At 44.0% G+C, this 14228-nt stretch carries 12 protein-coding genes and 1 tRNA gene; 8 read left to right on the top strand and 5 right to left on the bottom strand.

The window, feature by feature from the left end:
* Positions 1 to 237: 237 nt before the first annotated feature.
* From ACVBIK_RS18695 to ACVBIK_RS18680, 4 genes are all read right to left on the bottom strand, one after another.
* Positions 238 to 314, bottom strand: a tRNA-Met gene (locus ACVBIK_RS18695).
* 585 nt (positions 315 to 899) lie between these two features.
* Positions 900 to 1991, bottom strand: a complete 1092-nt coding sequence (gene ychF / locus ACVBIK_RS18690; RefSeq protein ID WP_447162512.1) for a redox-regulated ATPase YchF — start codon at positions 1989 to 1991, stop codon at positions 900 to 902.
* A 53-nt stretch (positions 1992 to 2044) separates the two neighbouring features.
* Complete coding sequence (pth, locus tag ACVBIK_RS18685; protein ID WP_447162511.1) at positions 2045 to 2629, bottom strand: aminoacyl-tRNA hydrolase; 585 nt, start codon at positions 2627 to 2629, stop codon at positions 2045 to 2047.
* Between the two features lie 301 nt (positions 2630 to 2930).
* Positions 2931 to 4130, bottom strand: coding sequence for an FAD-dependent monooxygenase (locus tag ACVBIK_RS18680; RefSeq protein ID WP_447170251.1), 1200 nt, complete (start codon positions 4128 to 4130; stop codon positions 2931 to 2933).
* 323 nt (positions 4131 to 4453) lie between these two features.
* Between ACVBIK_RS18680 and ACVBIK_RS18675 the strand changes: the two genes are divergently transcribed.
* The 7 genes from ACVBIK_RS18675 to ACVBIK_RS18645 all read left to right on the top strand — a co-directional run bounded on the left by ACVBIK_RS18675 (position 4454) and on the right by ACVBIK_RS18645 (position 10940).
* The gene (locus ACVBIK_RS18675) at positions 4454 to 4783 is read left to right on the top strand and encodes a hypothetical protein (protein WP_447162509.1); all 330 of its coding nucleotides are present in this window, start codon (positions 4454 to 4456) and stop codon (positions 4781 to 4783) included.
* A 95-nt stretch (positions 4784 to 4878) separates the two neighbouring features.
* Positions 4879 to 6306 carry a tRNA (N6-isopentenyl adenosine(37)-C2)-methylthiotransferase MiaB gene (gene miaB / locus ACVBIK_RS18670; protein ID WP_447162508.1) on the top strand — a complete coding sequence of 476 codons (1428 nt, stop codon included), beginning with the start codon at positions 4879 to 4881 and terminating at the stop codon, positions 6304 to 6306.
* 159 nt (positions 6307 to 6465) lie between these two features.
* Positions 6466 to 7506: a PhoH family protein gene (locus ACVBIK_RS18665; RefSeq protein WP_447162507.1), complete on the top strand. Its 1041-nt coding sequence runs from the start codon at positions 6466 to 6468 to the stop codon at positions 7504 to 7506.
* The gene (ybeY, locus tag ACVBIK_RS18660; RefSeq protein WP_442529483.1) at positions 7499 to 7969 is read left to right on the top strand and encodes an rRNA maturation RNase YbeY; all 471 of its coding nucleotides are present in this window, start codon (positions 7499 to 7501) and stop codon (positions 7967 to 7969) included. Before ACVBIK_RS18665 ends, ybeY begins: the two co-directional genes overlap by 8 nt.
* A gap of 27 nt (positions 7970 to 7996) precedes the next feature.
* Positions 7997 to 8866 carry a CNNM family magnesium/cobalt transport protein CorC gene (corC, locus tag ACVBIK_RS18655; protein WP_447162506.1) on the top strand — a complete coding sequence of 290 codons (870 nt, stop codon included), beginning with the start codon at positions 7997 to 7999 and terminating at the stop codon, positions 8864 to 8866.
* A 50-nt stretch (positions 8867 to 8916) separates the two neighbouring features.
* Positions 8917 to 10452, top strand: coding sequence for an apolipoprotein N-acyltransferase (gene lnt, locus ACVBIK_RS18650; RefSeq protein ID WP_447170250.1), 1536 nt, complete (start codon positions 8917 to 8919; stop codon positions 10450 to 10452).
* Positions 10449 to 10940 carry a type II secretion system protein gene (locus ACVBIK_RS18645; protein ID WP_447162504.1) on the top strand — a complete coding sequence of 164 codons (492 nt, stop codon included), beginning with the start codon at positions 10449 to 10451 and terminating at the stop codon, positions 10938 to 10940. Before lnt ends, ACVBIK_RS18645 begins: the two co-directional genes overlap by 4 nt.
* A gap of 76 nt (positions 10941 to 11016) precedes the next feature.
* On the opposite strand, the gene ACVBIK_RS18640 is transcribed toward ACVBIK_RS18645, so the two are convergent.
* Positions 11017 to 11517, bottom strand: coding sequence for a zinc ribbon-containing protein (locus ACVBIK_RS18640; protein WP_447162503.1), 501 nt, complete (start codon positions 11515 to 11517; stop codon positions 11017 to 11019).
* Positions 11518 to 11637: 120 nt separating this feature from the next.
* On the opposite strand from ACVBIK_RS18640, the gene leuS reads away from it, so the two are divergent.
* Entirely contained in the window at positions 11638 to 14217 is a 2580-nt protein-coding gene (gene leuS, locus ACVBIK_RS18635) for a leucine--tRNA ligase (RefSeq protein ID WP_447162502.1), read from the top strand.
* The last annotated feature ends 11 nt before the right edge of the window (positions 14218 to 14228 follow it).

Genomic DNA, 14228 nt, shown 5'->3' with positions numbered 1-14228 from the left:
GAGAGACTTGAACTCTCACACCTTGCGGCACCAGAACCTAAATCTGGCGTGTCTACCAATTCCACCACTCCCGCACTACATCTGTTTTTACATCTTGATTAAGATGGCGTTCGAACTAGGCCTGTCTAATATCAACACCCACTATTCTTACACAACATCAAGTTTTGCATCTAGATAAGATACTCAATATTTTATATCCTGAGAAGATACCTCACTAACTAAGTTAGTAGAGGAAGATGGTAGCAATGGCGGGATTTGAACCTGCGACCCCAGCATTATGAGTGCTGTGCTCTAACCAACTGAGCTACATTGCCATCGTTTCTTTTCGTCCCCCTGTCTGGGGAACGGGGCGTATTATGCTTATTCAGGTGAATCAGGTCAACTGCTTTTTTTCGCAAATTTACCGAAAAAGCATTGTTCGGCGATAACTTCACCAAACTGAGCAACAGATATGCAAAAAAGGGCCTATCGAGAGAGAAAACTTAATACTTTGAGGAATGCTGTTCACTGGTTTTCGGTAAAAAACCGTCTTTCTTTGCCACTGTCATCACTCAATAGCTATACCTAAGCTTACTCAATGAGTGCTTTTTAAACTTAACGACACCTAACTTAACAACTAAATTGATTAAAATTACATTGAGCTATCGAGTGTCTTTAAAGTAATAGAGCCTCTGCACTCGTAATAATCCACATCGAACGTGTATAAGCCTGCTCAACGCTACATTATTAGAGTCGACGCTGAGCTAAAAAGAAAAGGTTATAGACCTGATAGTATTTATAGTAAGCAAAACCTGTAGGCAAAAAAAACGGCGGCTAAATTATTAGCCGCCGTTTGCATATTTTAGTAAAAAGCTTTAGTTAAAAGCTCTAGTAAAGAGCTCTAGTATCAAGCGATTCCCTTATACGTTAAATAGGAAATGCATCACATCGCCATCTTTAACGGTATAGGTTTTACCTTCAACACGTAGCTTGCCCGCTTCTTTCGCGCCAGCTTCACCTTTGTAAGTAATGAAATCGTCATAAGCCATAACTTGTGCACGAATAAATCCACGCTCAAAATCTGTATGGATAACGCCAGCAGCTTGCGGAGCACTTGCACCGACACGCACAGTCCAAGCACGAACTTCTTTTACACCAGCTGTAAAATAAGTTTGTAGATTTAGTAGCTCATAACCAGCACGAATAACACGGTCAAGACCAGGCTCTTCGAGGCCAAGATCAGCCATAAATTCATTACGGTCTTCAGCATCCATCTCTGCAAGCTCAGACTCAATCGCCGCACATACTGCAACAACCACTGCGTTTTCTTCAGCAGCAATGGCTTTCACAATATCTAAATGTGGGTTATTTTCAAAACCATCTTCAGCTACGTTAGCAATGTACATAGTAGGCTTAAGTGTCAGGAAGTTTAGGTAGCCAATCGCGGCTAACTCTTCTTTACTTAAATCCATTGAACGTAGCATTTTGCCTTCGTCCAGTACTGGGCGCATTTTTTCAAGCACTGCCACTTCAAACTTAGCTTCAGTGTCGCCGCCCTTTGCGCGCTTAGCTTGACGAGTAATCGCACGCTCGCACGAATCAAGATCCGCAAGTGCAAGCTCAGTGTTAATCACTTCTATGTCGCTCGCAGGGTCAACTTTATTCGCTACGTGAACAATGTTGTCATCTTCAAAACAACGAACAACGTGACCAATTGCATCAGTTTCACGGATGTTAGCTAGGAACTTGTTACCTAGACCTTCACCTTTCGAAGCACCAGCAACTAGACCTGCAATATCAACAAACTCCATTGTTGTTGCCAATACACGCTCAGGCTTAACAATGGCAGCTAATGCGTCTAGACGTGAATCAGGTACAGGAACAACACCTGTATTAGGCTCAATTGTACAGAACGGGAAGTTTGACGCTTCGATGCCAGCTTTTGTTAGTGCGTTGAAAAGTGTTGATTTACCAACGTTTGGCAGGCCTACGATGCCACATTTGAAACCCATATTGTTACCTTTAATATCAATGAATGACTTGAAGCAATGCTCCAAGCACTTGTTTATGCTTTAAAAGAATGCAGTCTATGCATCGCCTTTGCCATATCTTGGTTGAACAAGACTTCTGTCGAACGTACCGCTTCATCAATTGCAGCGTCCATCAGTTCTTGATCCGTTGGAGAGGCCTTACTCAGCACATAATTGCTCACCTGACTCTTATCACCAGGATGACCAATGCCAATACGTAAGCGGTAGAAGCCTTTATCATTTGCTAATTTTGCAATGATATCTTTAAGACCATTATGGCCACCGTGACCACCACCCAACTTAAATTTCGCTACACCCGGCGGCATATCAAGCTCATCGTGTGCAACTAATATCTCTTCAGGTGCGATGCGAAAAAAGTTCGCTAACGCGCCTACCGACTTACCACTTAAATTCATAAAGGTTGTCGGGATCAACAGACGAACATCTTTGCCATGCAAGGTAGCTCTCGCTGTCATGCCGAAGTATTTACTGTCTAATGTTAATGTGGCACCACAGACTCTAGCGAGTTCTTCAACGTACCACGCGCCAGCATTATGACGAGTCCGTTCGTACTGCGCGCCGGGGTTTGCAAGCCCAACTATCAGTTTAATATTGCTCATAGTACCCAGTCTGTATTTGCCTAATTTATGTTTTGCCGTCGATAAAACACACCAACAACAAAATTAAAAACGCGGCATTTTAGCACTCAAATAGCCTGCCAACAAATTATACGCCAATATCGTTTAAACATGATGCCGAGCTCAGGCTCTATTTGCCCCCAAATATGATGCATTTTTCGAAAGGGCCTAGAAAAAAAACAATGGAAATCGACAAAAAAACCGAATAGGTAATATTCGGTTTTCATCTTATGCTTATGCTAACGACTATGGTGTCAAATTAGTCGAGACAACCATTTTATAATTAAAACCCCATTGCGTATTTAAGTACCTGCTTCTTAATTGGGCCGTCGATATTGGCCAGTTTCAGTGCACCATTACGCAGAAGTTTTAATGGCAAGATGTCGTTACTAAAGCTTGCATAGAACAGATCCATGGTCGACATCATCAACAAATTATCTCGATAGCGGCATTGTTGATATTTTTCTAACACCTTACTGTGCCACCAGCCTTTCTCATCCTCTAAATGGCTAGCAATAGTATTGATTAAGGCATCAACATCTTTAAAACCTAGATTAACTCCCTGCCCTGCCAGTGGGTTAATCGTGTGCGCGGCATCACCGAGGATCACTAAGTTATCTCGGTAGTAAACTTGTGCATGGCGGCGAGTCAGCTTAAAACTTGCCTTATTAACCACGTTAAAATCGCGGTCTAAACGCGCAGGGAAGTACTGAACGATTTGTGCTTTTAAGGCTAAATTATTGAGCTGAGAGAGCTGAGCTATTTTATTCGCGTCGTCATACCAAACTAATGAAGCATTATTGCCGGGTAATGGCAATAATGAACGTGGACCACTTGGCGTAAACTGCTGCCAGGTGACATCTTGTTGTTTAGCCGCGGTTTCAATATTAATCAGCATCGCTGACTGCGCATAATCCCAGCCAGTGATTCCAATATTGGCCCATTGGCGCACCATAGAGTTGGCACCATCAGCGCCAATCAGTAAACGTGTCGTCAATGAATCACCATTATCGAGTTTAAGCGCTATCAAATCTTGAGCTGGTGTCCGAGAAAGCATCGCAATCTTGGTTGGACAATGTAGCGTGATATTATCTAGCTGCTCCATGCGCTGCCAAAGTGCTAATTGGATCAGGCGATTTTCGATAATATGGCCTAAATGAGGTGAGCCAATTTGGTCACTGTGGAAACGCGTAATACAGCCATCTAGCTCCCACGTTTCTAGACCTTTATAGGCTACCTTACGCATGGAGTCTAAACCTGACAGAGCACCTAAGCGTTCAAGCAATACTTCAGACGCGGCACTGATCGCAGAAACCCGTAAATCTAATGGCTGCTCACTGTCATAGGCTTTAGGAGCAAACGCTTCGACTATCGCAACCTTTAATCCAAGTTGACCAAGACCAATCGCTGTCGCGGCGCCGACCATTCCGCCCCCCACAACAACTGCATCATATAGATTGCTTTCAGTACTTGTCTGTTCCACCGCTTTGTCTCCTGACAACTAAACTCATTTTTCGCTACCGAGTTTACACCTAAAAAGCATCGACATTAGCGCTTTATACAAGAAAGTTTGCACTATTTGATGCCCATCAGATTATCCCTGCCTTGAATTGCTCATCCCCGTGCTTCATCAAGTAAAATTTGACCGCTAAGCGCTACAAAATATGTCATTTGATGTCAAATATGGGTCTAACGTGTATAAATGTGTCTGAACTGGCTTTTACTCACACCTGCTTACAAACCGTCGGGCTTAGCTGCAAACCATGCCATACACTCAAGTTATCTAATGGATATATCCATAGAGAAATGAGTGAGGATAATATGAAAGTCATTGCCTACGCTATACTATCAGCAGCGTTAGTAGCGCCCTCGATAAGTTATGCCAACGACAGTCAAAATCAGATCGAGCACATCACTGTCACTTACCGAACTCCATTTGAATACGCCATGTATCAATACACGAGTGATATGTTGCAAGATTTCAACCAGCAAGTGCGGGTAGAAATCCAACAGCAAGCCAAGTCGAACATCATGCAGATGGCTAAGGAGCAAGGCTTTATTAGCAGCCAAGTTGCGAAAGCTGAACAACCAAATAAAACCGTATTAAATTCAGGAGTATTAAAATCGGCTGAATAAATTCACTTTATTAACGGCTAAATGCTAGCCACAGGCTAACTTAGGCGTTAAAATGTCGCGCTATTTTTTCGGTGCTTCTAGAGTGATACAGACTGATGAGTAAAAAACTCCATATTAAAACTTGGGGCTGTCAAATGAATGAGTATGACTCTTCTAAGATGGCTGATCTTCTTGACGAATACGAAGGTTATACACTAACAGACAATGCTGAAGAAGCTGACGTGCTGCTGCTGAACACTTGCTCTATTCGTGAAAAAGCACAGGAAAAGGTTTTTCATCAGCTAGGGCGCTGGAAAACATTAAAAGATAAGAAGCCAGGCCTAATTATTGGCGTTGGTGGTTGTGTTGCCTCACAAGAAGGTAAAGCAATTAAAGAGCGTGCGCAGTGTGTTGACCTTATTTTTGGTCCACAAACCTTACACCGCCTGCCTGAAATGATTGATCAAATCAAAGACGGAAAGAAAGCGGTAATCGACGTTAGCTTCCCTGAAATTGAGAAGTTTGACCGTCTACCAGAGCCTCGCGCTGATGGTCCAAGTGCATTCGTGTCAATTATGGAAGGTTGCAGCAAGTACTGCTCTTTCTGTGTTGTGCCTTATACACGTGGTGAAGAAGTTAGCCGACCACTTGACGATATCATTCTTGAAATCGCCCAGTTGGCTGAACAAGGCGTGCGTGAAGTAAACTTATTAGGTCAAAACGTAAATGCTTATCGTGGCGCAACCCACGATGATGAAATCTGTACTTTTGCAGAGCTTTTACGTTACGTGGCAGCAATTGATGGCATCGACCGTCTACGCTTTACCACTAGTCACCCGATTGAGTTTACGCAAGACATTATTGATGTGTATGAAGACACCCCTGAATTGGTGAGTTTCTTACATTTACCAGTGCAATCAGGTTCTGACTTGATCCTAACGCAAATGAAACGCGGCCATATGGCAATCGAATATAAGTCGATTATCCGCCGTTTACGTAAAGCGCGTCCTGATATTCTAATCAGCTCAGATTTTATCATTGGTTTCCCTGGTGAATCGAAGCAAGATTTTGCTGACACAATGAAGCTAATTGAAGAGATCCAATTCGACCATAGCTTTAGTTTTATCTACAGTGCGCGCCCTGGCACGCCGGCAGCAGATCTTCCAGATGATGTTAGCCTAGATGAGAAAAAAGAACGTCTGGCCATTTTGCAAGATCGCATCACCCAGCAAGCAATGCGCTATAGCCGCCATATGGTAGGCACTGTGCAACGTATCTTGGTTGAAGGTCCATCGGTTAAAAATCCAATGGAGCTTCGCGGTCGAACTGAAAACAGCCGTGTAGTGAACTTTGAAGGTATGCATAAACATATCGGTAAATTTGTCGACGTAGAGATTGTAGACGTGTATACCAACTCTTTACGCGGTGTGTTTATCCGCGGTGAAGATGAAATGGATCTACGTCGTGATCTGCGCCCATCAGACATCACTGCAAAGTATAAGCAAGATGATGATTTAGGGGTTACCCAGTTTAAGCCTGCTTAAACTAACAATACCCAAACTAGAATACGCAAAAGGCGGCATCCTGAGATGCCGCTTTTTTCTTCTTAATTGCCTTTAAAAAATACCATTCGCAATTATTGAATATGCCTCGTAAACTAGCATTATTAGCGAAAACCCGACGTCGATAAATGGAGTGAATTTTTGTCAAACAAGTTAACTACGCTCAACCTATATTTAGAGCCAGCGGAAACCCGTAGACTAGCTTCACTTTGCGGCCCATTTGATGACAACATCAAGCAGTTAGAGCGCCGCATTGGCGTTGAAATTAGCTACCGCAACAATCACTTTCAAATTGTTGGTACGCCGCGTAACTGCTTAACTGCTAATAATCTACTCAGAAATCTCTATATCGAAACGCAGCCACTTAAAGGCAGCACACCTGATTTAGAGCCCGATGCAGTACATATTGCGATTCAAGAAGCGATAGCCCTTGAGATGGAAGCGCCTCGCGATGACAGTGAGCTTTTTATCAAGACCAAGCGTGGCGTGATTAAACCCCGCAATCCAAACCAAAGTGACTATGTGCGCAACATCGTCACTCATGATATAACTTTTGGTATTGGTCCCGCTGGCACAGGTAAAACCTACCTTGCCGTTGCAGCCGCAGTTGATGCATTAGAGCGCCAAGAAGTTCGTCGAATTTTACTCACTCGCCCGGCTGTTGAAGCTGGTGAAAAATTGGGTTTCTTACCCGGTGACTTAAGTCAAAAAGTAGACCCTTATCTGCGTCCGCTTTATGATGCGCTATTTGAGATGATGGGCTTTGAGAAAGTCGAGCGTTTAATCGAGCGCAACGTGATTGAAGTCGCGCCGCTTGCCTATATGCGCGGCCGCACATTAAATGATGCGTTTATTATTCTCGATGAAAGCCAAAATACCACGGTTGAACAGATGAAAATGTTCTTAACCCGTATTGGTTTTAACTCACGAGCAGTGATCACTGGCGACATTACACAAATTGATTTACCTAAGCATCAAAAGTCTGGCCTGCGCCACTCAATTGAAGTGCTCGGTGAGGTCGATGAAATTAGTTTTAACTTCTTCCAAGCAAAAGATGTTGTACGCCACCCCGTGGTTGCGCGCATTGTTGAAGCCTATGAAGCTTTCGAGTTAAAAGCACAATCGAGTAAAGGCAATAAAGATAGCCAATACCAATTACAGGAAACTGCTAACCATGAGTGATAATCAAACGGTTATCGATCTTGATGTTCAAATTGCTGTTGAAGGTTTTCAACTACCAACACAAGCTGAACTGGAACTTTGGGTCAAAACTGCACTCAGAGATACTATGGATGAGGCAGAATTAACGATTCGTATCGTCGACGTTGAAGAAAGCCAAGAGTTGAATAACACTTATCGTGGAAAAGACAAGCCGACAAATGTATTGTCTTTTCCCTTTGAAGCACCACCGGGCATTGAGCTACCATTATTAGGTGATTTAGTGATTTGTGCGGCGGTAGTAGAGCAAGAAGCAATTGATCAAAATAAACCACTAATCGCACATTGGGCACACATGGTTGTACATGGTTGTCTCCATCTGCTAGGGTATGATCATATTGAAGACTCTGAGGCTGAAGAGATGGAGTCATTAGAGACCCAACTCATTGAAAGCCTTGGTTATACTAATCCTTATGAGGAGCAATAATTGGCTCACCTGAGTCAAGAAAACACTATGAGTGACGATATCCCACCGAGTACTAACGCCCACAAGAAGGGCTGGTTAGAGAAAGTAAGTCAGTTGTTCCAGGGCGAACCGCAAAATCGCGAAGACCTAGTTGGCGTAATTCACGATGCAGAGATGCGTGAAGTAATCAGCGAAGACACTCGCGAAATGATTAAAGGTGTCTTAGAAGTATCCGATCTACGTGTAAGGGATATTATGATCCCACGTGCACAGATTGTAGCTATCCAAATAAATGATTCAGTAGAAGATGTACTTTCTACCGTGATCAGTTCAGCACACTCCCGTTTTCCCGTAGTCAATGAAGATAAAGATCATATCGAAGGCATTTTGCTTGCGAAAGACTTGATTCAGTATGGCTTTAAAAACAATGAGCATCCATTTGAATTACGCCAAGTAATTCGACCTGCAGTTGTTGTTCCTGAGAGTAAGCGTGTTGATGTCTTACTAAAAGAGTTCCGCTCTCAACGTTACCATATGGCGATTGTTGTCGATGAGTATGGTGGAGTATCTGGACTTGTAACAATTGAAGATATTCTCGAAGAGATCGTTGGTGAAATTGAAGATGAATTTGATCATGACTCAGCTGAAGAGACTGAGATCAAGCAGATCGCGAAGCAAGTCTTCATGGTAAAAGCGCTCACTCCAATTGATGATTTCAATTCAACATTTGGTACAGAGTTCAGCGACGAAGAGTTCGATACAGTCGGTGGTATGGTATCTCATGCCTTTGGCCACTTACCTGAGCGTGACGAAAAAGTCATGATCCAGAATATTGAATTTAAAGTTGTTAATGCCGACACCCGTCGCTTAATTCAACTTAGAGTAAAATTTGCAGATAACAATCATAGCAATGATTAGACGGTTGCCTAGCAACTAACTCCGTTATCACGACCCAATGATGAGGCTATATGCTGAATAAACTTCGGGCATTAGCCCATCATTCGCGTTCGAAAATGGTGCTAGCCTATGCGGCTGGCGCCACTACGGCGCTCTCCTTTGCTCCCTACTCTATCTGGCCAATCTATCTAGTTGCGATGGCCTACATTGTGCATCAAAGTGCAGACTTAACCCCTAAGCAAGCTTTTCGCTATTGGCTGAGTTTTGGCTTTGGCTGCTTCTCTGTGGGGATCAGCTGGGTCCATGTCAGCATGGATATCTATGGCGGTATGCCGCTTATCGCCTCCATCGCTTTAATGGCACTACTTGCCTTATATCTGGCACTTTATCCTGCACTTGCTGGTTGCTTACTGCAAAAGCTGACACCAAAGACATCGCTGTTACGTAACCTACTTGTGTTCCCTGCGCTCTGGACCATTACCGAATGGGCACGAGGCTGGGTATTAACAGGCTTTCCATGGTTATGGGCGGGATACAGTCAAACAGAAGGTCCGCTCAAGCCTATCGCCTCAATGTTTGGCACCTTAGGGCTAAGCTTTATTATCGCTATGCTCGCGGGCGCTTTGGCGCTGTTAGCCGTTAAGCGCTGGCAAAGTCTCGCAATCACGCTTCCCGTGCTTACAATGCTCGTCTTTATTGCACCGATGACCTCACACGTTAAGCCTAATGGCGAATCCATCAAAGTTGCATTAGTTCAAGGGAATATCCCACAAAGCATGAAGTGGGAACCTGATGCCCTATGGCCAACCATGCTCAAATATATGGATCTATCGCGACCTGAGTTATCAGCCGATTTAATTATCTGGCCCGAAGCGGCGATCCCTGCACCAGAATATATGGTGAAGGACTTTCTTTATAACGCTAATAAAGTCGCTAACTTAAATAATACCGCCATCATCACAGGTATTATTAGCCATAGAGAGGATTCTTTTTATAACTCACTAATAGTCCTTGGCAATTACAATCACAAACAGCAATCAGAGGCTGATTACTTAGGTAACGGCAGTAACGAATTTAAGAAGCATCATCTCCTGCCTATAGGTGAATTTGTGCCGTTTGAATCGCTATTACGGCCACTCGCGCCATTTTTTAATCTGCCGATGTCCTCCTTTGCCAGAGGCGATTTTATGCAGCCAAATCTCAATGCCGTCGGCCACCAGATATCACCCGCCATCTGCTATGAAATTGCCTTCCCTGAACAGCTGCGTGCCAATATGAATGACAATACCGACTTACTGATGACGGTATCCAATGATGCGTGGTTTGGTAGCTCAAACGGCCCGCTGCAGCATATGGAAATCGCGCAGATGCGCTCGGTAGAGCTAGGTCGACCATTAGTGCGCGCAACCAACAACGGTGTTACTGCTGTCGTCGATGAAAAGGGCAATATCACCCACCAGCTACCGCAATTTGAAGCCGGAGTGCTGGTTGCAGATATTGTGCTAATGAAAGGCCACACACTATTTACCACTGTTGGCCAATGGCCAGTGTTAATAGTAAGCTTTCTTATCGCGATTGCCGTGGCAATTAGAAAGAAAATTCAATGATAAAACATAAGCAGAAAAATGGATTTACACTCATTGAACTGGTTGTGGTTATCATCATTCTGGGCATTTTAGCGATTGTTGCCGCGCCTAAATTTATCGGACTCTCTAGCGAAGCAAGAGCTGAATCGATTAACCAAATTGAAGCCAGTAGTAAGACCGCCAATCAATTGGTCTATGCTAAGTCGCAAATTCCTGGCACGGCAACTAAACCACATAGCTCCCGCAATGATATTATCGATATCGATCTTGATGGCAACGGTAGCTTTGAAACGCGCCTACTTTCAGGCTATTTGGATAATACCGATCTCGCTAATAGGCTCGATCTCGACGCTGTTTTTGTTATCGAGGAGCAAGGTGTTAACCTTACCTACATTGGCTACGATGACGATGATGATGGCAAGGTCAGTGACGACCTTTGCTACTTTAGATACCAACAAGCAACGGCCACTAGCACGCCCAAGTATGAAACCATGCATGATGGTTGCTAGCAGCTCAACGTAAAAACGGCGCATAAGCGCCGTTCTCTATTAGTTTCAAGCTGCATCTATCCACTGCCAATATGGGCTATGGAGCTAATGCCTCGCGAGTGAACTCGTTATTGTCGCACTCTGTACAGTCAGGCAATATTCCAGGGAATTCTATTTTTGACTCATGGCCACAAGCCGTACACACCATAGTACCTTGGCCGACAATCTCACCACTTTCATAGTAACCGTGATGTTTAAAATCTTGCGCGACTTCATGCCATTCCACTTGGCTACGATCGGTGATCTCTCCCAACCAGTGCCATAATGTGCTCTCAACTGTGATAACCGTTGGGCTATGACTTAAATCGGTGGCATTTTTTTCCTGCAAGAAACTCGCAATGTCACGTTTTAAAAATTGTTCGACTAAAGCAAGCTCTTCTTGCTTCGCTTGCTGTTTTATAGCCAAGTATTCTTTACACGCTTGCATTTGTGCATACAAACTCTTTACAGTCAATGAGTTATCATCATTGTATTGCGATTGCAATTGGTCAATAAGTGCCTTATATAGCGAAAGTAACTCAGTACTTTGTTCACTCATGGTAAATACTCCTTCAACGAACCTTTTTAATGACGCACTTCTAGTTTATTCTATGTCGATATCACTCGCGCTGAAATAGCGCTAGATCAAACAATAGGCGGCATAGCCGGAAATAGATTGATGCAAGAGCAATATACTCCTTCAGAAATTGAAGCTAAAGTGCAGCAGCACTGGCAAGACACAAAAACATTTGAAGTTACCGAAGACGCAAACAAAGAAAAGTTCTATTGCCTTTCTATGTTCCCGTACCCATCGGGTCGACTGCACATGGGTCACGTACGTAACTACACCATAGGCGATGTTGTGTCTCGTTACCAACGTCTGCAAGGTAAAAACGTGCTTCAACCTATCGGTTGGGACTCTTTTGGTCTTCCCGCTGAAAACGCGGCAATCAAAAACAGCACTGCGCCTGCGCCTTGGACTTACGAAAATATCGATTACATGAAAAACCAGCTTAAAATGCTAGGTTTTGGCTATGACTGGTCACGTGAAATCGCTACATGTACGCCTGAATACTATCGCTGGGAACAGTGGTTCTTCACCAAGCTTTATGAAAAAGGCATGGTATACAAGAAGACAGCTTCAGTTAACTGGTGTCCAAACGATGAAACCGTGCTTGCCAATGAGCAGGTTATCGACGGTTGCTGCTGGCGCTGTGATACCACTGTTGAGCAAAAAGAGATCCCGCAGTGGTTTATTAAAATCACTGAGTACGCTGAAGAGCTGCTAAACGATATTGATACGCTAGAAGAGTGGCCTGAACAAGTTAAGACCATGCAGCGTAACTGGATTGGCCGTAGTGAAGGTATCGAGATGACGTTCAAGGTTGCTGATAGTGACCAGAGCTTTGATATCTATACTACGCGTCCTGATACAGTGATGGGCGTAACTTATGTTGCGATTGCAGCCGCGCACCCACTAGCAGAGCAAGCTGCTATCAATAACCCAGCGCTAGCTGAGTTTATTGAAGAGTGTAAAAACGCCGATACCACCGAAGCTGCTATGGCAGCGATGGAAAAGAAAGGTGTTGCGACAGGCCTAAATGCTATCCACCCAATTACTGGCAAACAAGTGCCTATATGGGTTGGTAACTTTGTACTGATGAACTACGGTACTGGCGCAGTGATGTCTGTACCCGCTCACGATCAGCGTGACTATGAGTTTGCTAAAAAGTACGGTCTAAACATCGAAGCGGTTGTTAAGCCAGCTGACGGTGAAGTCGATATCAGCGAAGAAGCTTATACTGAAAAAGGCGTACTATTTAACTCTGCTGAGTTTGACGGTCTAGATTTCCAAGCAGCATTTGATGCAATCGATGCCAAGCTTACAGCTGAAGGCAAAGGTAAGCGTCAAGTGAACTTCCGTCTACGCGACTGGGGTGTTTCACGTCAACGTTACTGGGGTGCACCAATTCCAATGGTCACTTTGGCTGACGGTACGGTTATTCCTACACCTGAAGATCAATTACCAGTGATTTTACCTGAAGATGTGGTTATGGATGGCATCCAAAGCCCAATAAAATCAGATAAAGAGTGGGCTAAGACTCAGGTTAACGGTCAAGAAGCGTTCCGTGAAACTGATACCTTTGATACCTTTATGGAATCATCTTGGTACTACGCACGCTACTGTAGCCCCCATGCAGATGAAATGCTTGATCCTGCAAAGGCAAACTACTGGTTACCTGTAGACCAATACATTGGTGGTATCGAGCATGCTTGTATGCACCTATTGTATTTCCGCTTCTTCCACAAATTGCTACGTGATGCAGGTCTAGTCAACTCTGATGAGCCAGCTAAACGTCTGCTAACTCAAGGTATGGTACTCGCTGATGCTTACTACTATAACAATGAGAAAGGCGCGCGCGTTTGGGTTGCTCCATCTGATGTGACTGTGCAGGAAACTGACGACAAAGGCCGTACCGTTAAAGCCGTAGACAGCGAAGGTAACGAGCTGGTTTACACCGGTATGAGCAAGATGTCTAAGTCGAAAAACAACGGTATCGACCCGCAAGAGATGGTTGATAAGTACGGTGCTGACACGGTTCGTCTATTTATGATGTTTGCAGCGCCACCAGAGCTAACACTTGAATGGCAAGAGTCGAGCGTTGAAGGCGCACATCGCTTTATTAAGCGTTTGTGGAAAACTGCACACGACCATATTACTTCAGGTCCAACTGCAGAACTTGACGTTAAGTCACTTAACGCTGCTCAAAAAGAGCTACGCCGTGAACTGCATAAGACCATTGCAAAAGTGGGTGATGATATTGAGCGTCGTCAGATGTTCAACACCGCAATTGCATCAGTTATGGAGCTAATGAACCGTCTCCAAAAAGCGCCGACTGAGACAGAGCAAGACAAGGCATTGATGCAAGAAGCCTTGAACGCTGTTATCCGTTTACTTTATCCAATCATTCCACACACATGTTTTGTGTTATGGAACGATCTTGGTAACCAAGGTGCGATTGAAGATGTACTTTGGCCAGAAGTTGACGAGTCTGCACTGGTTGAAGACAGCAAGCTAATCATTGTTCAAGTGAACGGTAAACTGCGCGCGAAGATCACTGTTGCAGCAGATGCGAGTAAAGAAGAAGTTGAAGCAGCAGGTATGGCCGAAGAAGGTGTGGTTAAACACACTGAAGGTAAAACTGTTCGTAAAGTTATCTACGTACCGGGCAAGTTGCTCAATATCGTGGCTAACTAATCCTTCTAAAA

This window comes from Shewanella sp. 125m-1 (assembly GCF_052977065.1).
The sequence above is the reverse complement of the archived record's forward strand: the minus strand, read 5'-3'. Positions and strand labels throughout refer to the sequence as shown.